We start from the raw sequence: 23,062 nt of genomic DNA on the forward strand, positions 1-23,062 counted from the left end.
TCCAAAACAGGAGAGAGGATGACCGCACAGGCCAACAAGCACCGGAATGGCGCTGAGCTGTTTGTTCGTGCCCTGGAAAATGAGGGTGTTCGCTATATCTTCGCCGTACCGGGTGAAGAAAATCTGGATCTGCTGGAGGCCCTGCGAGAGTCCAGTATTGAGCTGATCCTCAACCGTCACGAACAGGCGGCGGGCTTTATGGCCGCCACCTATGGTCGGCTGACCGGCCGGGTAGGTGTTTGTCTGTCCACACTTGGTCCCGGTGCCACCAACCTGGTAACGGCTGCTGCCTATGCCCAGCTCGGCGGTATGCCGATGCTGATGATCTCCGGGCAAAAACCCATCAAGTCATCCAAGCAGGGCCTGTTCCAGATTCTGGATGTGGTGGACCTGATGCGGCCACTGACCAAATATACGCGCCAGATCAGCAATGCCAATACCATTCCCGCCAAGTTACGGGAGGCCTTTCGACTGGCCTCGGAGGAGCGCCCCGGAGCAGTCCATCTGGAATTACCGGAGGACATCGCCTCGGAAGTGGCCGATATCGACACCCATATTTTTCAGCCCAGTGATGCACGTCGGCCCACTGCCAGCACCAAAAGCCTGGATATGGCCTGTGACATGATCAGCAAGGCAAAGCACCCGCTGATCATGATTGGTGCTGGTGCTAACCGGAAACGGGTTTCCCAGGCGCTGATCCATCTGGTGAACGCGACTGGTATTCCGTTCTTCACCACCCAGATGGGCAAAGGGGTAGTGGACGAGCGCCACCCCCGCTACCTGGGTAACGCAGCACTGTCCGCCGGCGACTTCGTGCATTGTGCCATTGACCACGCCGACCTGGTAATCAACGTGGGGCACGACGTGGTTGAGAAGCCTCCTTTCTTTATGAAGCCTGGCGGCAAGCAGGTTATCCACGTGAACTTCAGCGCCGCAGATGTAGACCCGGTGTACTTCCCGCAGCATGAAGTGGTCGGGGACATCGCCAACAGCGTGGATTACCTGGCCGAGCGTTGTGGCCAGTGCTCGTCCCATGACTTCAGGCGGTTTATGGAAGTCAAAGCCTCAGTGGACAGTCATCTGGCAGAGAAAGTTGATGACAGCCGTTTCCCCGTTATCCCCCAGCGCATTGTTCATGACGTACGCGAAGTGATGCCGGAAGATGGCATTATTGCGTTGGATAACGGCATGTACAAACTCTGGTTTGCCCGCAATTACCCCGCCTACGACAACAACACCGTACTACTGGATAACGCCCTCGCTTCCATGGGTGCCGGCCTTCCCAGTGCCATGATGGCTGCCATGCTGTACCCCCATCTGAAAGTGATGGCTGTGTGCGGCGACGGTGGTTTTATGATGAACAGCCAGGAACTGGAAACCGCCGTTCGGTTGAAGCTCAACCTGGTGGTCCTGATCATCAACGACAATGCCTATGGCATGATCAAGTGGAAACAGTCCCAGGAAGGCTTCGCGAATTTTGGACTTGATTACAATAACCCGGACTTCGTGAAGTACGCCGATGCCTACGGTGCTACTGGCCACCATGTGAGTCGCGCCGAGGATCTTCAGCCCACGCTGAAACACGCCATGACGGCTGGCGGCGTGCACTTGATCGACGTGCCCGTGGACTACAGTGAAAACCAACGCGTTTTTGATGAAGAATTGGTAAAACTGACCTGCAACTTGTAACCGGTGTAGTATCGTTTGCTCTGAATTGGCATCAGTTTAGGGTAGATGGATGACAAACTCGTGGTTCAACATGGCACTGCTGGCGCTGCTACTGTCTGCAGTTGCCGGGTGAAGCAAGCCGGAAACACCACAGGAAGTGGCCGCTTTTGATGATTCCAAGGCCGCAGTTAATAACTGATGTATTAACCAATCAGACTGGTGAGTACAAGCCAGCCCGTTCCCAGTGTGAAAGATACCGCCAGGATGGCCAGCAGCCCGTCCCGGGCCACAATAGCAAGTCCGAAAGCCATCAGTGCGGCACCGCCACCGTTGGCGCTGAATGGTACTACTTCCATCAGTGGCATCGCCATGGCAACCGCCATGCAGATAATCGCCATGATATAAAGCCCGGGCCCGTCCACCAGGAACACCAGCCGTGGTCCGGTCCACCGGTCGAGGAACCGCGCTGGTTTTTGCAGCCACTCCAACCCTTTCAGAAGTTTTTGCCGTGGGACCGAGCGCCGCGAAATCCACGACGGTAACCAGATCGAGTGCCTGCGGAACAGCAACTGGCCCAGCGTCAGCAATACCACCAGCCCCAGAATAGTCGGAACGCCCGGAATATCCCCGATGAGTGGCGCCACGGTTATCAACCCGGCCAGCAATACCAATGGCCCGAAAGAGCGCTCGCCCACCCCATTGAGAATAGCGTTTACCGATACCTGTCCGGAACCTGTCGCCGATTCGCGGATCTGGTCCAGCAGTTGTTGCATGCTGGTCGCGTCGTTGTGGTTTCTTTCCATGTTCTTACCAGAAAAGGCAGTGCGAATGATTGCATCGAGTATATCGGTTTCTGTGCCTGCTGATCGAATCAAGGCTCATGCGATAAATCTATTTGATCTATAGATATAACTGTATGGTCTATATTTGTGCAAATGGGTTATTGTGATCTGGACATCACGAGGCACTCAGCCTCCCAAAGCAAAACCCGACAGGAGATTCATCATGAGTTTACTTCTTGGCAACACCGCCCCGAACTTCACCATCGACAGCACCGCCGGCCAGATCAATTTTCACGACTGGGCAGGGGATTCCTGGGTATTTTTCTTCAGCCATCCCGCTGATTTTACTCCAGTCTGCACCACTGAAATGGGCCGCACTGCCCAGCTGGCGAAAGAATTCGAAGCACGCAACGTGAAGCCCCTGGGCCTGTCCACCGACACGGTTGAAGAGCACGTTAAGTGGATTGCAGACGTCAACGATACCCAGAACTGTGACCTGCAGTTCCCGATCGTCGCCGACGCAGACCACAAAGTGGCCGAGCTTTACGAAATGATCCACGCCGGTGAAAGTGAAACCGCAGCTGTACGCAGCGTTTTCATCATCGACCCGAACAAGAAGATTCGCCTGACCATGACCTATCCGATGGCTGTGGGCCGGAACTTTGATGAGATTCTGCGGGTGATTGATGCGCTCCAGACCGGCGACGCAAACAACTGCGCACTGCCCGCTGACTGGCGCAAGGGTGACGATGTGATCATTCCGCCTTCCATATCCAACGAAGAAGCCAAGGGCCTGTTCCCGAATGGCTGGAATGAAATCCGTCCTTACCTGCGCACTACCAAGCTCTGATCGCGTTGGCGGAAAAAAGGGTGCTTGCCGATTGGCAGGCGCCCTTTATCCATTTGATTAAGGTCAAGCCAAAGATTATAAGCTTATAACAGCGCTTGAGGCGCCCGGATCCGCAGAGTATGTTGAAAGAACAGCCGGGATGATCTGACTGCAAGAGGAAACGACGATGAAACGTTTAATATTTGGCTTATTGATAGCCCTAGCCTTCAGCTTCCACACCCACGCCGAAGACGCCCTCTCTCTCACTCCCCAACAGACCTACGACATGGTTCAGGAACAGGGTGATGAGATCCTGTTTGTCGATGTCCGGGACCCGGTGGAGATCATGTTTATCGGCTATACCGATGTGATCGACAAGAATATCCCTTTCAAACTGGTCGATCGCTCTGAGTTTCTCGCCGACAAGGGCCGGTTTGCCATGAACACCAATCCGGATTTCGTGGCCAATGTGGAAAAGGCCCTGGAGGAAAAAGGCCTGGACAAGGATGCTCTGATCATCACCATGTGTCGCTCCGGAGCAACCCGTGGCAAACCCAGTGCCGACTATTTGCTGGAGCGGGGCTTCACTAACGTCAAATACATTGATAATGGCTTTCAGGGTGGTGGCGCCAAAGAGGGCCAGAAAAAAGGCATGAGGATTGTTAGTGGCTGGCAAAATGATGGCCTGCCATGGTCTATGACACTCAACCCGGAAAAAATCTATCGCCCATAATGGCGGTCGGGACTGGTTAACAACTCTGAAGTCGCAGCAGCAGGGAGTTTGTCGATACTTCTGGTGATCCCGGGGACGGGATCATGGAGGAGAAAACATGAAAAGAACGGCATGGAAATATCTGTCTGTTCGTTTTGGCAGGCTCGCTGTGCATGTTGCACTGGCCGGGGCATTAATTTGCTCCGGCCTTTCTGTTTATGGGGCCGGGCGCCCGCCCGCCACGGCTGACCACAGTAAGTTTGAAACGCTGAAAGGCCCCTTCGAAAATGCCCAGGCGGTCACGGAAGCCTGCCTGGGCTGCCATACCGAAGCCGGCGCGCAGCTTCGTGAAACCACGCACTGGACCTGGACCTACGAACACCCCGAAACCGGCCAGACACTTGGTAAAAGCGAGGTCATTAACAGCTACTGCGGGATGGCCATCACCAACGAGCCACGTTGCACCTCATGCCATGTGGGCTATGGCTGGGAAGACATGAGACAGTCACCGCCAACCGCAGACAACGCTGTCGATTGTCTCGTGTGTCATGACACCACCGGGGATTACTGGAAGTTTCCCACCCTTGCCGGTCATCCTACAGACAAGCCCCGGGAATGGCCCAAGGGTAGCGGCAAGGTGGTTCAGCCACCGGATCTGCAAACCATCGCGCAGAACGTCGGTGCCAGTGGCCGCGCCAACTGCGGCAGCTGTCATTTCTATGGCGGCGGCGGTGATGGCGTTAAACACGGAGACCTGGACTCCTCTCTGGTGGACCCACCGCGGACGCTGGACGTTCACATGTCACCTGAAGGATTGGATTTTGCCTGTGCCGACTGCCACACCAGCTGGGGCCACAAGGTAGCCGGCAGCCGCTACCAGGTTAACGCTGCCGACACCCTGGGTATCGATGTGCCCGGGCACACCGATTTCAGCCGCGCCAGCTGCCAGTCCTGCCACGGCGACTCGCCGCATCCGCAACAGAAGCTCAACGACCATGTCGATACCCTGGCCTGCCAGACCTGTCATGTACCCGAATTCGCTCGAGGCGGAGTGCCGACAAAAGTCTGGTGGGACTGGTCCACGGCCGGCCGCCTGGATGGGGAAGGTCAGCCAATTACCGAGTACGACGAGCATGGCCATCCCAGCTATCTGAGCGAAAAAGGGGATTTCCGGCACGGCGAAAATGTGGTGCCCACCTACGCCTGGTTTGACGGCACGGTGAAATACACTCTGGTGGACGAAAAACTTGACGTGAACCATCCTCCGGTTGAAATAAACCGCGTTGAGGGCAGCCCGGATGATCCCGGCTCCCGTATCTGGCCGTTCAAGGTGATGGAGGGCAAGCAGCCCTATGACACCGAGCGTGAAACTCTGCTGGCCACCCACGTATTCGGCGCCGACGATACCTCCCTGTGGAGTAACTTCAGTTGGCCGAAAGCGCTGCAGGCGGGTAGTGAGATGTCAGGTATGCCCTTCAGCGGCAGCTACGACTTTATCGAAACCACCATGCACTGGCCCATCACTCACATGGTACCTCCTGCAGAAATGGCGCTGGATTGTGCCTCCTGCCATGCCAGCAACAGCCGTCTGGCGGGCCTTCCCGGAATCTATATGCCGGGGCATAACGGCAATATCTGGCTGGATCGCATCGGCTGGCTGCTGGTAGCACTCACTCTGGCGGGCGTGGTGCTTCATGGGGTGATGCGGATTGTGCTGAAAGGGAGGAAACCGTCATGAGCCGGGTCATGATCTATAAACGATTCGAGCGGTTCTGGCACTGGTTCCAGGCACTGCTGATCTTCGCCTTGCTGTTTACCGGCTTCGAGATTCACGGCAGTTATTCCGTTCTCGGTTTCGGAGAGGCTGCCCGGCTGCATACCCTGGCTGCCTGGGCATTGATCGTTCTGTGGTTATTCGCCATTTTCTGGCATATCACCACTGGCGAGTGGCGCCAGTACATTCCGACGAAGAGCGGGCTGTTTGCGGTGACGCACTATTACCTCATTGGCACATTTACCGGTGCAGAACACCCATACCGGAAAACCACCCGGGCCAAGCACAATCCGCTGCAACGGCTGGCATACCTGTTTTTCAAGCTGATGATTACACCGGTTATCTGGCTTACCGGCCTGCTTTACCTGTTCTATAACGACTGGCCCGCAACGCTTGCAGGCGTGCTGGAACTGGAGACGGTGGCGCTGGTTCACACCGCAGCCGCCTTTGCCATGCTGATCTTTATTATTGCACATGTGTACATGGCAACCATGGGCCCGAAGCTGACCAGCCTGATCAAACCCATGGTCACCGGCTACGAAGACCTCGAAGATACCCGCTAATCCTCGATGCAGATCGCCTGGGCATTCCGCAAGACAAGATCAGAATGTGAACGTACGCATCTCCGAATTCAGCATCTGGCCAGCCATCTCCGGCGGCATGGCAACACCAACGCCATCAATCAGATCATCTTTGCTGTAGTCACTGTTGGGCAGGTAAAGCGCGCAGACTTTTGCTTCACCACCCTGCTTGAGCAGACCGCGCAGCATCTGGCCGGGAGTAACGTCTTTCGGCTTGAGTGCCGGTGCTTCATAGGATTTCAGCGCCAGATCACCGGCCTTGTCACACAGAAGCACATTCACCTTGGCTCCTTGCCCGGCCATGGTATTGGACAGCACCATCGCCATACCCTGGGTCTGCAGTGAATCACTGGATAGGATTACCAGAACTTCTTCAATGGTGCCCTTGTGGTTATCAGCATGAGCGCTGAATGGCGCAAGTGCGATCATAGCGGCGACCGCCATCGCTTTGAACGATTTGATCATGGGTAAGGCTCCTTCTTCAGTTGATCGATAGATTTCACGTCCAGATTAAGCCGCCGCCGAGTCATCTTCAGTGACAAAGTCACTTTCGCGTCCATTATCCCGGTCTGGCCAGAAAAAAGCCGGGCTCTGGGGCCCGGCAAAAAGGGTTGTATTCGGTTAATGCCTGGGTGCTACTCCCAGGCAGCACCCTCCAGAGCATCAAGAGGAATCTTAAGATAACGCTTGCCGTTGGCCTCGGGCTCCGGCAACCGTCCACCACGGGTATTCACCTGGAGCGCATGCAGGATCAGCTTCGGCATCGGCAATTCGCTGTCACGTTCATTGCGCAGGTGCACGTACTGTTCTCCCGTGGTGTTGGCCAGGTGCTTGTTGGCCTGCTTCTGCTCTCGCACAGTGCTCTCCCATTGGGGATCGCGGCCACCGGGCATGTAATCGTGGCCGGTGAATAGGCGGGTATCTTCCGGCAGCGCCAGAATACCCTGGATGGACTCCCACAGCTGATGGGCATCCCCACCCGGGAAATCGGCACGGGCCGTTCCGAAATCCGGCTGGAAAATAGTGTCGTGTACGAACGCCGCGTCGCCGATTACGTAGGTGATCGAGGCCAGGGTATGACCGGGAGAAAACATGATCCGGCCCTTCAGTTCGCCCACCCGGAACTCATCGCCTGCGCGGAACAGGTGATCCCACTGGGAGCCGTCGGCAGGAAAGTCCGGCCAGTTATAAATGCCTTTCCAGAGTTCCTGGACTCCGGTTACATAGCCACCAATTGCTGTTGGAGCACCGGTCTTTTCCTTCAGATACTGTGCGGCCGAAAAGTGGTCGGCGTGGGGGTGCGTATCCAGGACCCACTGCACTGAAAAACCCTGTTCGCGAACATACGCCAGCAGCTCGTCCGCATGGTGTGTTGCTGTAGCACCGGATTTTTCATCGTAGTCCAGAACCGGGTCGATGATGATGCACTGTCTCGTCGCAGGGTCGCTGACTACGTACTGAACACTGAAAGTACGCGGATCGAAAAAGCCCGCCACATCCGGGGTTCCCGGTCTGGTTGCTGGGGAATTCTGGGAAATGTTCATCAGTGCGCCCTCCTTATCGTCTGAAAGCACTTGGGTGTGATGTTATTGTTATTAGGATATAGCTATTAGTTTTAATTTTCTAATTGAGCAGACGAATACGAATAATGCCATAAAGCTATCGGTTTTGTGGCGATAATTGCGGAAAACTATTTATACGAATCTAGGGTAGCGCTCGGGCTGATGATATGCATAAATAATCTAACGATAGAACCTTTGGTTTGGTAGGCTTTGATTTATCTCAAGCGTTACAAGCACCATACAAAGACAAGAGGTTCGATGCATGATCAGTAATACAACAACACCCAAAGGCGAACTCAAAACCCATACGGTCCTGATCGTCGGCGGTGGGGCCGCCGGTATTTCCGTCGCGGCCAGCCTTCACAAACGGGACCGGAATCTTGATATAGCCATCATTGAACCCGCTACCAGGCACCACTACCAACCTGGCTGGACCATGGTCGGCGGTGGCGTTTTCCGGCCGGAAGTTACCTCCAAAGCCATGTCGGAAGTGATGCCGAAATTTGTCTCGTGGTACCAGAAGGCTGTAACAGCCGTAAATCAGGATACCAACCAGGTCGTTCTGGATGATGGCTCATCCATTGAGTACAACGCGCTGGTGCTGGCCCCGGGGCTGGAACTGAACTGGGGTGGTATTGATGGTCTTGAAGCGGCGCTCGGCTCGAACGGAGTCACATCGAACTATCGTGAGGGCATGGCCAGTTACACCTGGGATATGGTGCAGAATCTCAAGCAGGGTCGTGCGCTGTTCAGTCAGCCACCGATGCCGATCAAGTGCGCCGGCGCACCCCAGAAGGCCATGTACCTGTCTGCGGATTACTGGCTCCGGCATGGTGTACTGAACAACCTGGACATCCAGTTTCACAATGCCGGGGCGGTGCTGTTTGGCGTTGCGGATTATGTGCCTGCTCTGGAAACCTATATTGAGAAATACGGTATCGACCTGAACTTCCAGAGTACTCTGGTCGCCGTTAACGGCCCCGCCAGAACCGCTGTCTTCCGCAGTGCCGATGGGGACGGCAACAGCCAGGAACGGGAAGTGGAATTCGATATGCTTCACGCGGTTCCGCCCCAGCGGGCTCCCGGGTTTATCCGTGAATCAGTGCTGGCCAATGAGGGCGGCTGGCTCGACCTGGAGGACGACACCCTGCGCCACAAAACCCACCCCAACATTTTCGGCCTTGGGGATGTCAGCGGAACCGGCAATGCCAAAACAGCTGCAGCGGTTCGCAAACAGGCGCCGGTTGTTGCTGAAAACCTTGTTGCCAGCCTGCGTGGTGAACCGCTGCGCGCGGCTTATCTGGGTTATGGCTCTTGCCCCCTGACGGTAGAGAACGGCAAAATTGTGTTGGCGGAGTTCGGTTACGGCGGCGTTTTGCAGCCCAGCTTCCCCAAGTGGATCAACGACGGTACCAAGGCCACCAGAGCGGCCTGGTGGCTGAAAGCAAAGCAGTTGCCCGCGCTATACTGGCATGGAATGCTGAAAGGACACGAGTGGCTGGCCAAGCCTGCGGTTCGCTCAACCACTGACTGAAGTGGTCTTGCTGCACAATGGCCCGCGCCACAGATAAGGGGGCGATTTCATGTGCGGCCGTTTTAACGTGAGTGACGATCCTCTTGTACAGGGGCTCCTGGAGGAACTTGGTGTTCCTCTGCGAATAGAGCCCCGCTTTAACATCGCTCCGGGCGCGAGAGCGCAGATCGTTTACGAAACGATCCAGGGAAGAACCCTCCAGGACGCTATCTGGTCATTGCTTATCGAGTCTAAACCAGACGCCAGCGGTTACCGCCCCTCACCAAAATACAGTACGTTCAATGCCCGCTCCGGAAGCCTGGGAAGCAGCCCGCTCTGGAAAAAACGCTTCCACGCTCAGCGCGCCATCATCCCGGCCAGCGGCTTTCATGAATGGACCGGAGAGAAAGGGCATAAGCAGTGCTACAACATTCATCCCGTTAACAGGGCCATAGCGTTTGCCGGCCTCTATGAGCTCTGGGACTTCCAGGGCGATGTTGTTCCATCATTCACCATCATTACCCTACCACCACATCCCCGGTTCAGTCATATTCATCCGAAAAGCATCCCCCTGATGCTAAGGCCGGACGATTTCGACATGTGGCTGGACCCACACCTGACCAATACTGATCCGCTGCAGCACCTGCTGAAAACCAGCATCCGAGAGCCGTTGTTGGTGGAACCCATTAAATCACCGGCCACTCTCGAAAAAACAGGGCAGGGGGAGGAGGTTGCGGCGGATAAGTTGTGACTTCGGCTGGAACAGTGAGCCATAAAAAGAGCCCCTGAAATCAGGGGCTCTTTCGGTTGGTTGGTGGAGACGGCGGGAATTGAACCCGCGTCCGCCAGTACTCAGCCTTGAGGTCTACATGTTTAGCGTCTCTCTATTGATTTAAGTTCAAGCGACCCGAGAGTCAGGGTGCAAGAACCGAGCTCTTTAAATCTTAGCCTTTAACCAGTGAGCTCTGGATAAAGGAGCATCCCGTAAGCGATGACGTCCTGAGATGTAGCTCTGGGCTACGGGCGACCCAGTCAGGACGACTAGCAGCTTACGCTGCTAGTGCGTAGTTTTCGTCGTTTGCGACTATTGCGTTGCAGCTTTGGATTAACGAGATTCGCTGCCATCTCGACATGCACCCAAGGGTTCGCCACCGGCGTCGAAGCCATGTCGTCCCCTTATGCTCAGTATATGTGTCCGGTTCGCCGGACTTCAAGGTTTGTTTGTTGTTGTTTTGTGCTTTCGGCCTGTAATTCTACCTACGCCACTTCCCCTGTCTTGTGTCCGGAACCGCCTTGTCGGCCTGCCAGCGCCGCGTGATTCAGGGCCTGGAAGCTTTGCCGGAAATAATCCATCACCGCATTCGGGTCGGCGTGGATGGCTTTGTCGACGGTAATGCCGAACTGAACGGTGCCGGCGTAACTGAGGATGCTCATGCCGATGCCGATATTACCGCTCTGGGGCACCCAGCACATCGGTTGGGTCAGCTTGCTGCCAGCCAGGTATAGGGCCTCTTTTGGTCCCGGAACGTTGGTCAGTACGGCAGACGCCTTGTTGCTGAGCAGGTTCAATGCGCGTCGTTCCACGAAGTCGGGGCCACGGCCGAACAAATCCAGAAGGCTGTAGGTGACTTGGGCCTGGTAGGACCGTTTAAGCCGGTTCATGTTCTCCTGTACCTGTCGGAAGCACATCAGCGGGTCCATAACTTCCACCGGCAGGGTAACCAACAACAGGCCGAACTTGTTGCCAAGGGTTTCTATGGGTTGATCAAGAGGCCGCAGGTTGAATGGAACGGCAACGCGGATTCCGCATTCAGGGACAGGTTCCTTGTGCGCGGCAAAGTGCCGTTGTAAAGCCCCGGTGACCGTGCAGAGCAGCACATCGTTTACGGTGCCGCCCAGGGCCTTGGCGCAGGCCTTTACGTCTGCCAGGTCTAGAGGGTCTGCCCAGGCCACTTGTTTGCGACCGGAAAGTGGCTCTTTCAGCCCGGTTCTGGGTTCAACGGGGGCGAGGCCTAGCTTGATAAGGTCCATTGCCACGGCACTGGCTGTCGATGCCAGCTTGAGGGGATAGTTGGGCTCTTCCCGAACGGACTGAATGAACAGCTTGCCCTGATTTGTGGCGGTCTGGACGTTGTCCACTACGCGATGAAGCAATTGTTGGATCGCGGATCTCTGGCTAGGTTTTGAGCGATGCTGCGACGCAACCTTGCTTAGTCTGGGCTCAGGCGTTTTATCCGTCAGTGACAACATGACCCGGACCAGTGAGATGCCATCAGCAATACAATGGTGGATGCGAATCAGCAGCGCGGCGCCGCCCTCATAGTTGTCTATGTAATGCATCTGCCAGAGGGGTTGGCGGAAATCCAGTGCGGTGCTGTTCATGTCGCTGACCAGTTTCTGGAGCTCGGCCTTGTCGGCTTTGCCCGGCAGGGCGATCTGGTGGAGGTGGTTGTCCAGGTCGAAAAGGGGGTCGTCCTGCCAGTAGGCCCGGTCGCCGATTTCCACAACCTTTTGCCGGAAGCGGTCGAAGCACAGGAAACGTTTCTCAATCGTGTGCCTGAGGCGGTTCATGGAAACAGGGCGTTCCAGCATCCACACGCCGCAAATCATCATGTGGTTCTGGGGTGTGTCCATTCGGAGCCAGGCGTGGTCAACGGCAGACATTGGTGTTTGTTTGGGTGACATAAGCTCTCCCTTTGCCATGCACCGGAATTCCCGAGTATAGGCCTGTTGGAAATCTGAACAAAGAGAGTGAGTATGCGACAGATCAGCTGACGCCGGCCATGACCGGCGTCAGATTATTTGTGATTGGTGGGGTGTCGGAATCAGACGTTGTTTTCGCGGAGTATGCGCTGTTTCTGGCGGTTCCAGTCCCTTTCCTTCTCAGTGGCACGCTTGTCGAAGAGTTTTTTGCCTTTCACCAGGGCGATTTCGCACTTTACCTTGTTCTTCTTCCAGTACAGCGCCAGCGGAATACAGGTATAGCCGGCCTGGTTCACCTTGCCCACGATCTTGCCGATTTCCTTGGCATGCAATAGCAGCTTGCGAGTACGGGTCGGGTCTGCAATCACGTGGGTTGAGGCGGTGATCAGTGGTGTGAAGTGGGAGCCGAGCAGCCAGGCTTCGCCATCCTTCAACAACACGTAGGCATCCGTCAGTTGCGCCTTACCAGCACGAAGGGACTTCACTTCCCAGCCCAGCAGAGCCAGGCCGGCCTCGAAGCGTTCCTCGATGTGGTATTCGTGTTTTGCCTTTTTGTTCAGGGCAATGGTGGCGCTTGGTGCGCCGGGTTTCTTCTTGCTCATGAATCGATGATCCGGAGTCGGACAAGGAATTTACCGGGCGTAATCATGCCGGAAAAGCGCGCATTGTAGCTCAGTAGTGCCAGATCGGTCACGAAATCGGCGTGATTGGCTGTACCGATGGTCGTATGGGCCGCAATTACTCCGCTACAATGTCTTTTCAGATGTCGTCAGGGAATGGAATGCCTACTCCATACGAAACAGCTATCGGGTCGTGGACCCGGCCAACCACCTTTTTCTGGGCTGCAACCGGGGCAACCTTTGGGCTGGCTAATGTATGGCAGTTTCCGTACCTCGCTGGCAAGCACGGTGGTGGCCTGTTCATCCTGCTCTATCTGGTTTGCCTGGTATTGATAACCCTCCCGCTGATGATAACGGAGTCCACAATGGGGCGGCATTCCCGCCATGGCCTGGTTCTGGCTATGGATGGATATGTACGCAGGGCTCGTTGCTCCCGCTGGTGGGTGTGGCCGGGAAGGATGGGCATTCTTGCCGCGCTTCTCGTTCTTTCCTTCACAGCCGTTTTTGGCGCCATTGCACTGGCCTACGTTTTTTATGGCGCCATGGGTCGGTTTATTGGCGCAGGAGAGGCAGAAGCCTCGGTTACCCTGTCCGCGCTGGTTACAGACCCCGAGGACTATCGCGTATTCATGGCCTGGCACGGGTTCTTCCTGGTACTGGTGATATGGGTCTCCATGCAGGGTGTGGTTGATGGTATTGAGCGCGCTGTGCGGGTGGTGGCTCCGTTGATGTTAATGATGGTACTGGTGCTGTCTGGGCTGGCTGTCTGGACGGGCGAGTTTCGCAGTGCATCAGATTTCATGCTCAGCTTCCATCCCAGCGACGTAACCCGGGAAAGCTTGCAGGCAGCCCTGTTCCATGCATTTTTTACACTGGGGTTGGGGATGGGCGTTTGGACACTGTTTGGCGCCTACACACCAGCCGGCACTCGCCTCAAACGCTCAGTGCTGGCAGTGGTGCTGATGGACACCCTGATCGCTATTGTTGCCGGCCTTGCAATCTACTCGCTGGTTCCCGGCGGGCACTCAATGGAAGGCGAGCGTGGCTTTGGCCTGCTTTTCCTGTCCCTGCCATTGGCGTTATCCGAGATGCCTGGCAGTCAGTTTCTGATTGCGAGCGTCTTTCTGGTGATCGTGATGATCGTGTGGACAACCTCCCTATCCCTGCTGGAGCCGGTTGTCGGGTGGTTTCGCGAATGGACAGGTGCTCCGCGGAGCTGGTCGGTGTTTCTGATGGGCGTGCTGGTCTGGCTCCTGGGGCTTGGGTCTTTGCTGTCCTTCAACGTCTGGTCAGAACAGCGCTTTGGCGGCGGCACAGTATTTCGGTGGTTTGAGCTCGCCACCGGTGGTCTGTTGATTCCGATGGTAAGTATCCTGATTGCAGTGTTCGCTGGCTGGTTCCTGACCCGTAACCTGACCTTTACCATACTGGGAAGGGCTCCGGCACTTTTCCGGGGAATATGGTTCTGGGTGATGCGGCTGGTGCTTCCTCTGGTTGTTGCGTATATCGGCGTTCAGTACACAACGGTATCTTTGGCGGCAATGTGCGATACCGGAAGCGCTGCCCTGTGGTGCGACCCGACGGAAGCAATCGCTACGGAATCGATGCACCCAGAAGATTCTGGCGAAGATTATCAAGAAACCCGGAGCAACGATGGTGACGATGGCGGGGAAGAGGATGGGGAGCCTCCGCCAACCGAGGCGGTTAATGGGCAGAATGGCGCAAATGGAGGTGAAGGTGGTCCCAAGGAGGACGAGATCCTTTATCATAGCGTCTGACAAGAGCTGACTTCGCCGGTCCAGGCTCCCGCAGTGTCATTTATTCAAGCATGTATCAAGCAGGATGTTCGCCCCTAATGCCCCATCAGATTGATAAAACAGCGCTGGTTATGCATCCGGCAGACCGCATGTTTCACCTGGTTAACGATGTAGCCCGTTATCCGGAGTTCCTGCCCTGGTGCGCCGATACTGAAATTCATGAAGAGACGGGTGACCAGATAGTGGCTTCGATGGATATCGCGAAGGGCGGAATCCGTCACCGTCTGACCACTCGCAATCAGCTATTGCTGCCACATACCATTGAAATGAACCTGGTGGATGGGCCGTTTCGCAATCTCAGTGGGCGATGGCACTTCAAATCCCTTGATGATAATGCCTGTAAGGTCATTCTGACCCTGGAATTCGAGTTTTCCGGATCACTATCGCGAATGACGTTCGGGCCAGTATTCAATCAGGCTGCAACCACAATGGTGGATGCTTTCTGTCGGCGTGCTGACCAGCTTTACCGCGGAGGTGGGGCGTGATTGACGTGGAGGTGGCGTTCGCCCGACCAGACCGGCAGGAAATAATCTGTTTGCAGGTGGAAGTGGGTACGTCAGCGCTGGAGGCAGTGCGACGTTCCGGTATTACCGCTGTGTTTCCGGAAATTGATCCGGAAAAGGACGATATGGGAATCTTTGGTAAGGTCATCAAGGACCCTTCTGCCCATGAGCTGCGGGATGGCGACCGGGTTGAAATCTACCGGCCGCTGAAAATTGATCCCAAGCAGGCCCGGCTTAACCGGGCAAAGAAGAAGGCCTGATGCTGGCTCAGTACGCCGGGGTTTCTTCCAGCAGTTGTGCTTCGTAATAGGAATACTGGTTGTTCTCGTAGTAGACAATAACCCGCTGTTCCTCGATGTCACCACCGCTTTGCTGGAAGGTGTAAACGTAATATTCTCTGGAGGGGTCGGCCGGGTTGGTCATCAGCGGCGTGCCCAACAGGGAATGAACCTGGCTGCGGGACATTCCCTCCGCCAGTGAAGTCAGCTCTTCATCAGTGAGTACGTTCCCCTGTTGTACATTGATTTTGTACACACCTGGGAAGGCACAGCCAGTCATGATAAGAGTGAGAATGAGAGCTGTGATCTTTTGCATCGCCGGGGGAAATCCTCTATCTTGAAATCGCCTGCCAGGGGCAGGTGTGACACGGTCTGACCGTTAACATGCGGCTCCATCATACCGGAAGCCGTGAAGCACACCAAAGAGTGAATCGTAACATGTCATCCGAAAACACCGAATTGCGTAAAGTCGGTCTCAAAGTCACTCTGCCGCGAGTGAAAATCTTCAATATTCTGGAGAGTTCCGAGGAGCATCATCTCAGCGCTGAGGATGTCTATAAAAAGCTTCTGGAGCAGGGTGATGACGTGGGCCTGGCGACTGTGTACCGGGTGCTGACCCAGTTTGAGGCTGCAGGACTGGTTCTGCGCCACAACTTTGAGGGTGGGCACGCGGTGTTCGAGATGGCCGGTGACGACCACCATGACCACATGGTCTGCACGCAGACCGGAGAGGTTATCGAGTTCGTTGACGAGGTCATAGAAGAACGGCAGCAGAAGATCGCCAAAGAACGTGGCTACGAGATCGTCGATCACAGCCTGATTCTTTACGTGAAGCCCATCAAGTCCTGAAAACCGGGATAAAAAAGGGGCGGGTGTTTGAGCCCGCCCCAACAACTCTCAGGATCGAGAGGGGAATACGCTTTTTTCTGCCAACTTTCAGTGATGTGTTGCCTGGCCCTTGGTAAACATCTCATGGGCATGGGCAATGGTGTGTTCGGTCATATCAACGCCGCCCAGCATCCGGGCAACTTCGCTTACTCTGCCATCGTCGTCTAGCGGCTCGATTTTCGAGTAGGTTGCGTCTGCTTCTGTGAACTTGCTGACGAACAGGTGCTGATGGCACTGGGCGGCTACCTGGGCCAGATGCGTTACGCACAGAACCTGCCCGCTATCACCAAGACTCCGTAGCAAGCGACCCACCACTTCAGCGGTTCCGCCGCCAATGCCTACGTCTACCTCGTCAAATACCAGGGTCGGCGTGGTGGAGGTTTGCGCAACCACTACCTGAATTGCCAGGCTGATACGGGACAATTCACCGCCAGAGGCTACTTTGGCCAGCGGCCGGGCAGGCTGCCCCGGGTTGGCACTGACCAGGAATTCAATGTCCTCCAGGCCATGGGGGGCGGGCTCGTCGCCTTTGTTACGGGTCAGGTGGGTCACAAACTGGACGGCGGGCATGCTGAGTTGCGCCAGTTCTTCGGCAATACGCTGGTCCAGGTTGGCGGCTGCCTGCTGTCGCGCCTCGGAAAGCTGTGTCGCCAGCTTGTTAAACTGAGCCAGTTGCTCTTCCAGTTCCGCCTCCAGCTTTTCAACACTGCCTTCGCCATCATCCAGCGAGGCCAGTTCGGAGCTGAGGCTCTGGTGGAATTCAGGCAGCGTTTCCGGAGTGATGCGATGCTTTCGTGCCATTTGATAAATGGCGCTCAGGCGGTCTTCCACCTCGGCCAGCCTGGTTGGGTCTGCGTCGTAATCTTCAACAAAATGCCGCAGGTTATCGCCAGCCTCGGTGATCTGAATCTGGGCCTCGCTCAGCATCTGAATGGTTTCTGCCAGCGCCGGAACTTCCACGGGCAGTTGTTCCAGTTGCTGCAGCGCCTGGCGTACCAGGTCTGCGGCGCTGTTGTCATCTTCGGTGCAAAGCAGGGAAGCCTGGTGGCTGCCATGCAGCACCGCATCTGCGTGGCTAAGCTGCTCCTGCTCTTTCTCAAGTAGCGCCTGTTCGCCTGCTTCCAGCGCCAGGCGGTCCAGCTCTTCTACCTGGTAGCGCAGCAATTGCAGCCGGGCTTCGGCCTCGTCCGCATTTTGCTGGCGCTCTGTCAGCCGCTGACGGGTTTTGTGCCAGACTTTCCAGGCTTCTCTGGTTTGTTCTCCCAGCGAAGCCACACCGGCAAACTCGTCCAGCAATTTACGGTGAGTTTCCTTGCGCAACAGTGACTGGTGTTGATGCTGACTGTGGATGTCCATCAGAGCGCTGCCGAGATCCCTCAGGTGGGCGAGGGGGCAGGGCTGACCGTTAATGAAGGCGCGGGAGCGACCATCTTTGCTGATAACGCGGCGGAGGATGCATTCGTTGTCGTCGTCGAGCTCATGTTCTTCCAACCAAAGCGTGGCTTCTGGAATGGCGGACACGTCGAAGGTGGCTGTGATATCCGCACGCTTGGCACCATGCCTCACAGCGCCGGCATCAGCTCGGCCGCCCATGGCTAGGCCAAGGGCATCCAGAACAATGGATTTGCCAGCACCGGTTTCCCCGGTCAGCGCTGTCATTCCTTTTCCGAACTGAAGTTCAACCCTTTCGGCAATAGCGTAATTGGAGACGGTTAGCTGTGTGAGCATGCAGAATTCCTCCGCTCGATTCCTGAATACTGTGATTACATACAGTGACTGTGAATATATACAGGGTTTTTGCTGTTTGCAAATATTGCGCGCGATTTTGTGAATGAATGATCACCTCAACGGTTGAAACATCAGCGAGGGGCCCCATATCCGTTCGCAAACACGTTCTTCCTGGCCGGTTAAGGCCGGGAGCAATAGTTAACCGGCCGGTGTTATGGCCGTCGACGACCAAGCAGGAGTTGCCATGAGCGCTGATGAGAAGCGTAACGAACAGGTAGAGGAAGAGCTGAAGGAGTCTGCTGAAGCGGCTGCGCATGATAAAGGCGGCGCTGAGGATCCCTCTGAAAATTCTCCCGAAAGTGAGATCGAGGCATTGAAAGCGCAGGCGCAGGAGTTTCAGGAGCAGATGCTTCGCTCCCAGGCAGAAATGCAGAACGTTCGCCGACGCGCTGAAATTGACGTCGAGAAGGCCCACAAATTTGCGCTGGAGAAGTTCGTGAAAGAGCTTTTGCCAGTAGCTGACAGCCTTGAGAAAGCTGTGGAAAGCACCGAAGGGCACGAGAATGCCGGCGAGCTGGTGGCTTCTATTCGTGAGGGTGTCGAGATGACGCTGAATCTGTTCATGAACAGCCTCAAGAAGTTCAACGTCGAGCAGCTGAATCCTGTTGGTGAGCCGTTTGACCCCCAGCAGCACGAAGCAATGTCCATGGTGCCGGCGCCCGACGCCGAACCCAATAGCGTAGTTGCCGTGGTCCAGAAGGGCTACACGCTGAACGAGCGGCTGGTTCGTCCGGCAATGGTAATGGTGGCCAAGGCAGAGAGCTCACCAAAAATCGATGAACAGGCTTGAAAAGCAGATTAAAGCGCCAATATAGCCAGTAAACAGGCAGCGCACCGGGTTTCCCGGATTGGCCTTGGATCTAGTCAGAACTGAATTGAACAACCGAATTGGAGCATTTGCATGAGTAAAATCATTGGTATCGACCTGGGAACGACAAACTCCTGTGTGGCCATCATGGATGGTGACAAAGTCAAGGTAATCGAGAACGCCGAGGGTGATCGCACCACTCCGTCCATTGTCGCGTACACCGAAGACGGTGAAACGCTGGTGGGTCAGTCTGCCAAGCGTCAGGCAGTTACCAACCCGAACAACACCCTGTACGCCATTAAGCGTCTGATCGGTCGTCGTTTTGAAGACGACGTGGTCCAGAAAGACATCAAGATGGTGCCCTACAAGATCGCCAAGGCAGATAACGGCGATGCGTGGGTTGAAGTGAAGGGTGAAAAGATGGCGCCTCCGCAGGTATCTGCGGAAATCATCAAGAAGATGAAAAAGACGGCCGAAGATTACCTGGGTGAGAAAGTGACCGAGGCGGTTATCACCGTACCGGCCTACTTCAACGACAGCCAGCGTCAGGCTACCAAGGACGCCGGTAAAATCGCTGGTCTGGACGTGAAGCGCATCATTAACGAGCCGACTGCTGCAGCCCTGGCTTATGGTCTGGACAAGAAGAGCGGTGACCGCACCGTAGCTGTTTATGACCTGGGCGGTGGTACTTTTGACATCTCCATCATCGAGATTGCCGATGTGGACGGTGAGCACCAGTTCGAAGTGCTGGCGACCAACGGTGATACCTTCCTCGGTGGTGAAGACTTCGACATGAAGTTGATCGAATATCTTGCCGATCAGTTCAAGAAAGACAGTGGCATCGATCTGCGCGGTGACTCACTGGCCATGCAGCGGCTGAAAGAAGCGGCCGAGAAGGCCAAGATCGAGCTGTCCAGCAGCCAGCAGACCGATGTGAACCTGCCGTACGTGACGGCAGATGCCAGCGGTCCCAAGCACATGAATGTGAAAGTGACCCGTGCCAAGCTGGAGTCACTGGTAGAAGACCTGATTGAGCGCAGCCTTGCGCCATGCCGTACCGCGCTGGAAGATTCCGGTGCCAAGATCGGTGAAATCGACGAAGTGATCCTGGTCGGTGGTCAGACACGCATGCCGCTGGTTCAGGAGAAAGTGAAGAACTTCTTCGGTAAGGAAGCGCGCAAAGATGTGAACCCGGACGAAGCCGTTGCCATGGGTGCTGCCATCCAGGCCGCCGTGCTCTCCGGTGACGTGAAAGACGTTCTGTTGCTCGACGTAACCCCGCTGACCCTGGGTATCGAAACCATGGGTGGTGTGGCTACGCCGCTGATTGATAAGAACACCACGATCCCGACCAAGAAGTCACAGACGTTCTCGACTGCGGATGACAATCAGTCTGCCGTGACCATTCACGTGGTTCAGGGTGAGCGGAAGCAGGCGGCACAGAACAAGTCGCTGGGTCGTTTCGATCTGGCCGACATTCCGCCGGCGCCTCGCGGTACACCGCAGATCGAGGTTACCTTTGACATTGATGCCAACGGCATCCTGAACGTAGCGGCGAAGGACAAAGCGACCGGCAAAGAACAGTCGATCGTGATCAAGGCGTCTTCAGGCCTGAACGACGATGAGATCGAAAAGATGGTTCGCGATGCCGAAGCCAATGCCGATGAGGACCGTAAGTTTGAAGAGCTGGTTCAGGCCCGTAACCAGGGTGACGCGATGGTTCACACCGTCCGCAAGACTCTGGCCGATGCCGGTGACAAGGTAAGCGACAGCGAGAAAGAGTCCATTGAAGCTGCCATCAAAGAGCTGGAGGAAGCGCTGGCCGGTTCTGACAAGGACGACATCGAGGCCAAGACCCAGAAGCTGACGGAAGCATCTTCGGAAATGGCCCAGAAGATGTATGCGGATCAGGCAGAACAGGCGCAACAGCCGGGGGGCGAAGAAAGCGCCAAGTCCGGTACCAGCGATGACGCCGTTGATGCCGAGTTTGAAGAAGTCAAAGACGACGACAAGCGATAAAACTGAAGATCATCAGGTAGTTGGAAAACGCGGGAGCTCTCCCGCGTTTTCCTCGTTTTAAAAACAGGGTTTTAGAGCATGGCCAAGCGCGATTATTACGAGATTCTCGGGTTGTCCCGGGAAGCGGATGAAAAAGAGATCAAGCGAGCCTACCGCAAGCTTGCGATGAAGTATCATCCTGATCGGAATCCGGATGACGAAGACGCCGATCACAAGTTCAAGGAAGCGAGTGAAGCTTACGAGATACTCTCGGACTCCTCCAAGCGTGCGGCCTACGACCAGTTTGGCCACGCCGGCGTTGATGGTCAGGCTGGTGGCGGCTTTGGCGGCGGCGGTGCCAGCTTCTCGGACATCTTCGGAGATGTGTTCGGTGATATCTTCGGTGGCGGCGGTCGCGGTCGCACTACTCGTGGCGCAGACTTGCGCTACACCCTCGAGTTGGACCTTGAAGAAGCCGTAAAAGGCAAGACCGTTCAGATTCGTATTCCCGGCCACACCGAGTGTGAAACCTGTGATGGCAGCGGTGCCGAAAAAGGCTCCCGTCCCGAAGCCTGTGGTACCTGTAACGGCATGGGGCAAGTCCGCATGCAGCAGGGCTTTTTCACTGTCCAGCAGGCATGCCCGACTTGTCGTGGATCCGGCAAAGTCATCAAGAACCCGTGTAAGGCGTGCCACGGGGCAGGCCGCATACAGGAAGAAAAGACGCTCTCGGTTAAAGTGCCACCGGGTGTGGACACCGGTGACCGTATTCGTCTCTCCGGGGAAGGCGAGATGGGCGTTGATGGCGGCCCCCCCGGAGATCTGTATGTACAGATTGCCGTTCGTGAACATTCCATCTTCACCCGCGATGGCCGCAACCTTTATTGCGAAGTTCCCATCAGCATCGTGGACGCCGCCCTGGGTGGCGAACTGGAAGTGCCCACACTCGATGGCCGTGTGAAGCTGAAGATTCCACCGGAAACCCAGACCGGCAAGCTGTTCCGCTTGCGTAACAAAGGCGTGAGCCCTGTTCGTGGTGGGCCATCTGGCGACCTGTTGTGCCGTGTGATGGTGGAAACGCCGGTGAACCTCACCAAGCGCCAGAAAGAGTTGCTGGAAGAGTTTCAGGCAACACTGGATAGCGGGGGCGCGAACCAGCACGGGCCGCGGAAGAGCTCCTGGTTTGAAGGTGTGAAAAGCTTCTTCGACGAAATGAAATTCTGAGGGCAGGCAAAATGAGGGTAGCAATCATCGGCGCCGCCGGGCGCATGGGAAAGGTACTGATCGAAGCCGTCGACGGCACTGAAGGCATGGAGCTTGGCGCTGCCGTTGTCGAGCCGGGCAGCAGTCTGATTGGCGCCGACGCCGGTGAAATGACCGGAATCGGCAAAACCGGCATTAAAATGGCCGGTAGCTTGTCCGATGTGAAGGACGATTTTGACCTGCTCGTCGACTTCACCTTCCCGGACCTGACCCTGGAGAATGCCGAATTCTGCAAGGCCAACGGCAAGATGCTTGTTATCGGCACTACCGGCCTGACCGACGCTGAGAAAGAGCAACTGGCCCTTGCCGCGGAACAGACCCCGGTAGTGTTCGCTCCCAACATGAGCGTCGGCGTCAACGTCGCCCTCAACCTGCTGCGCACCGCCGCCGCAGCTCTGGGTGACGACTACGACGTGGAAATCATCGAAGCCCACCACCGCCACAAGAAAGACGCCCCTTCCGGCACTGCACTGCGCATGGGTGAAGTCGTTGCCGACGCCCTCGGCCGCGACCTGAAGGAATGCGCGGTCTATGGCCGCGAAGGTTTTACCGGCGAGCGCACCCGCAAGGAAATCGGTTTCGAGACCATTCGTGCCGGTGACGTAGTGGGCGATCATACCGTCATGTTTGCTACCGAGGGTGAACGCATTGAGATTACCCATAAAGCGAGCAGCCGGATGACGTTTGCCAAGGGCGCGATGCGAGCGGCGTTGTGGCTCCAGGCTAAGCCGGCGGGGCTTTATGATATGCAGGATGTTCTGGGGCTGAAGTAGGGAGTTTGGTTCGGTTTGCCGTGGACACAAACTGCCATGTTTCGTACAATAAGGCGGTTTAACTGCACCAAGCGTAGCTTTGACAACGCTCTAATAGAAAAAGCGGGACGGAGTTCAACTCCCTCTCGCTTTTTTGCGACCTGAATTTGCGCTTGCGTTCCTGTTCGTGACGAACCTGTACGCCACTCGATGAGGATACAAG

22 protein-coding genes and 1 other RNA gene are annotated in these 23,062 nt (G+C 56.0%); 15 read left to right on the plus strand and 8 right to left on the minus strand.

Features of this window, described 5'->3' with window-relative positions:
• The first annotated feature begins 18 nt into the window (after positions 1–18).
• Positions 19–1,689 (plus strand): acetolactate synthase large subunit, encoded by a 1,671-nt coding sequence (locus tag M8010_RS05105; protein WP_250089378.1) that lies wholly within the window; start codon positions 19–21, stop codon positions 1,687–1,689.
• Between the two features lie 182 nt (positions 1,690–1,871).
• On the opposite strand, the gene M8010_RS05110 is transcribed toward M8010_RS05105, so the two are convergent.
• A complete protein-coding gene (locus tag M8010_RS05110) occupies positions 1,872–2,471 on the minus strand; it encodes an exopolysaccharide biosynthesis protein (RefSeq protein WP_250089380.1) in 600 nt (199 codons plus the stop codon).
• Positions 2,472–2,673: 202 nt separating this feature from the next.
• Between M8010_RS05110 and M8010_RS05115 the strand changes: the two genes are divergently transcribed.
• The 4 genes from M8010_RS05115 to M8010_RS05130 all read left to right on the plus strand — a co-directional run bounded on the left by M8010_RS05115 (position 2,674) and on the right by M8010_RS05130 (position 6,328).
• Positions 2,674–3,300, plus strand: a complete 627-nt coding sequence (locus tag M8010_RS05115) for a peroxiredoxin (protein ID WP_250089381.1) — start codon at positions 2,674–2,676, stop codon at positions 3,298–3,300.
• Positions 3,301–3,466: 166 nt separating this feature from the next.
• A complete protein-coding gene (locus M8010_RS05120; RefSeq protein WP_250089383.1) occupies positions 3,467–4,012 on the plus strand; it encodes a rhodanese-like domain-containing protein in 546 nt (181 codons plus the stop codon).
• A 97-nt stretch (positions 4,013–4,109) separates the two neighbouring features.
• Positions 4,110–5,729, plus strand: coding sequence for a tetrathionate reductase family octaheme c-type cytochrome (locus M8010_RS05125; RefSeq protein ID WP_250089384.1), 1,620 nt, complete (start codon positions 4,110–4,112; stop codon positions 5,727–5,729).
• Positions 5,726–6,328, plus strand: coding sequence for a cytochrome b/b6 domain-containing protein (locus M8010_RS05130; protein WP_250089387.1), 603 nt, complete (start codon positions 5,726–5,728; stop codon positions 6,326–6,328). Before M8010_RS05125 ends, M8010_RS05130 begins: the two co-directional genes overlap by 4 nt.
• Positions 6,329–6,367: 39 nt before the next feature.
• Here M8010_RS05130 and M8010_RS05135 read toward each other — a convergent pair whose 3' ends face one another.
• Together M8010_RS05135 and M8010_RS05140 are read right to left on the minus strand one after the other, a co-directional pair.
• The gene (locus M8010_RS05135; protein ID WP_250089388.1) at positions 6,368–6,811 is read right to left on the minus strand and encodes a DsrE family protein; all 444 of its coding nucleotides are present in this window, start codon (positions 6,809–6,811) and stop codon (positions 6,368–6,370) included.
• 170 nt (positions 6,812–6,981) lie between these two features.
• A complete protein-coding gene (locus M8010_RS05140) occupies positions 6,982–7,890 on the minus strand; it encodes an MBL fold metallo-hydrolase (protein WP_250089390.1) in 909 nt (302 codons plus the stop codon).
• Positions 7,891–8,170: 280 nt separating this feature from the next.
• On the opposite strand from M8010_RS05140, the gene M8010_RS05145 reads away from it, so the two are divergent.
• Together M8010_RS05145 and M8010_RS05150 are read left to right on the plus strand one after the other, a co-directional pair.
• A complete protein-coding gene (locus M8010_RS05145) occupies positions 8,171–9,442 on the plus strand; it encodes an NAD(P)/FAD-dependent oxidoreductase (RefSeq protein ID WP_250089392.1) in 1,272 nt (423 codons plus the stop codon).
• Positions 9,443–9,491: 49 nt separating this feature from the next.
• On the plus strand, positions 9,492–10,172 hold the full coding sequence (locus tag M8010_RS05150) for an SOS response-associated peptidase (protein WP_250089394.1): 681 nt from the start codon (positions 9,492–9,494) through the stop codon (positions 10,170–10,172).
• A 61-nt stretch (positions 10,173–10,233) separates the two neighbouring features.
• On the opposite strand, the gene ssrA is transcribed toward M8010_RS05150, so the two are convergent.
• From ssrA to smpB, 3 genes are all read right to left on the minus strand, one after another.
• Positions 10,234–10,597, minus strand: a transfer-messenger RNA (tmRNA) gene (ssrA, locus tag M8010_RS05155).
• Positions 10,598–10,678: 81 nt separating this feature from the next.
• A complete protein-coding gene (locus M8010_RS05160; RefSeq protein WP_250089397.1) occupies positions 10,679–12,106 on the minus strand; it encodes a WS/DGAT/MGAT family O-acyltransferase in 1,428 nt (475 codons plus the stop codon).
• 140 nt (positions 12,107–12,246) lie between these two features.
• Positions 12,247–12,726, minus strand: coding sequence for an SsrA-binding protein SmpB (gene smpB / locus M8010_RS05165; protein ID WP_250089399.1), 480 nt, complete (start codon positions 12,724–12,726; stop codon positions 12,247–12,249).
• Between the two features lie 179 nt (positions 12,727–12,905).
• On the opposite strand from smpB, the gene M8010_RS05170 reads away from it, so the two are divergent.
• The 3 genes from M8010_RS05170 (at position 12,906) to M8010_RS05180 (ending at position 15,324) form a co-directional block, all read left to right on the plus strand.
• Complete coding sequence (locus tag M8010_RS05170; RefSeq protein WP_250089405.1) at positions 12,906–14,522, plus strand: sodium-dependent transporter; 1,617 nt, start codon at positions 12,906–12,908, stop codon at positions 14,520–14,522.
• A 77-nt stretch (positions 14,523–14,599) separates the two neighbouring features.
• Positions 14,600–15,046 (plus strand): type II toxin-antitoxin system RatA family toxin, encoded by a 447-nt coding sequence (locus tag M8010_RS05175; protein ID WP_250089407.1) that lies wholly within the window; start codon positions 14,600–14,602, stop codon positions 15,044–15,046.
• Positions 15,043–15,324: an RnfH family protein gene (locus M8010_RS05180; protein WP_250089409.1), complete on the plus strand. Its 282-nt coding sequence runs from the start codon at positions 15,043–15,045 to the stop codon at positions 15,322–15,324. Before M8010_RS05175 ends, M8010_RS05180 begins: the two co-directional genes overlap by 4 nt.
• Before the next feature lie 7 nt (positions 15,325–15,331).
• Here the strand turns inward: M8010_RS05180 and M8010_RS05185 are convergent, their stop codons facing one another.
• Positions 15,332–15,658 (minus strand): outer membrane protein assembly factor BamE, encoded by a 327-nt coding sequence (locus M8010_RS05185; protein ID WP_250089413.1) that lies wholly within the window; start codon positions 15,656–15,658, stop codon positions 15,332–15,334.
• A 122-nt stretch (positions 15,659–15,780) separates the two neighbouring features.
• Here M8010_RS05185 and fur point away from each other — a divergent pair, with 122 nt between their 5' ends.
• A complete protein-coding gene (fur, locus tag M8010_RS05190) occupies positions 15,781–16,191 on the plus strand; it encodes a ferric iron uptake transcriptional regulator (RefSeq protein WP_250089414.1) in 411 nt (136 codons plus the stop codon).
• Positions 16,192–16,278: 87 nt separating this feature from the next.
• Here fur and recN read toward each other — a convergent pair whose 3' ends face one another.
• Positions 16,279–17,958 carry a DNA repair protein RecN gene (gene recN, locus M8010_RS05195; protein WP_250089416.1) on the minus strand — a complete coding sequence of 560 codons (1,680 nt, stop codon included), beginning with the start codon at positions 17,956–17,958 and terminating at the stop codon, positions 16,279–16,281.
• A 244-nt stretch (positions 17,959–18,202) separates the two neighbouring features.
• Between recN and grpE the strand changes: the two genes are divergently transcribed.
• The 4 genes from grpE (at position 18,203) to dapB (ending at position 22,860) form a co-directional block, all read left to right on the plus strand.
• Positions 18,203–18,808: a nucleotide exchange factor GrpE gene (gene grpE, locus M8010_RS05200; protein ID WP_250089417.1), complete on the plus strand. Its 606-nt coding sequence runs from the start codon at positions 18,203–18,205 to the stop codon at positions 18,806–18,808.
• 111 nt (positions 18,809–18,919) lie between these two features.
• Positions 18,920–20,845 (plus strand): molecular chaperone DnaK, encoded by a 1,926-nt coding sequence (dnaK, locus tag M8010_RS05205; protein ID WP_250089419.1) that lies wholly within the window; start codon positions 18,920–18,922, stop codon positions 20,843–20,845.
• Between the two features lie 78 nt (positions 20,846–20,923).
• The gene (gene dnaJ / locus M8010_RS05210; RefSeq protein ID WP_250089421.1) at positions 20,924–22,048 is read left to right on the plus strand and encodes a molecular chaperone DnaJ; all 1,125 of its coding nucleotides are present in this window, start codon (positions 20,924–20,926) and stop codon (positions 22,046–22,048) included.
• A gap of 11 nt (positions 22,049–22,059) precedes the next feature.
• Positions 22,060–22,860, plus strand: coding sequence for a 4-hydroxy-tetrahydrodipicolinate reductase (gene dapB / locus M8010_RS05215; RefSeq protein WP_250089423.1), 801 nt, complete (start codon positions 22,060–22,062; stop codon positions 22,858–22,860).
• The last annotated feature ends 202 nt before the right edge of the window (positions 22,861–23,062 follow it).

The organism is Marinobacter sp. ATCH36, from assembly GCF_023555055.1.
GTDB lineage: Bacteria > Pseudomonadota > Gammaproteobacteria > Pseudomonadales > Oleiphilaceae > Marinobacter.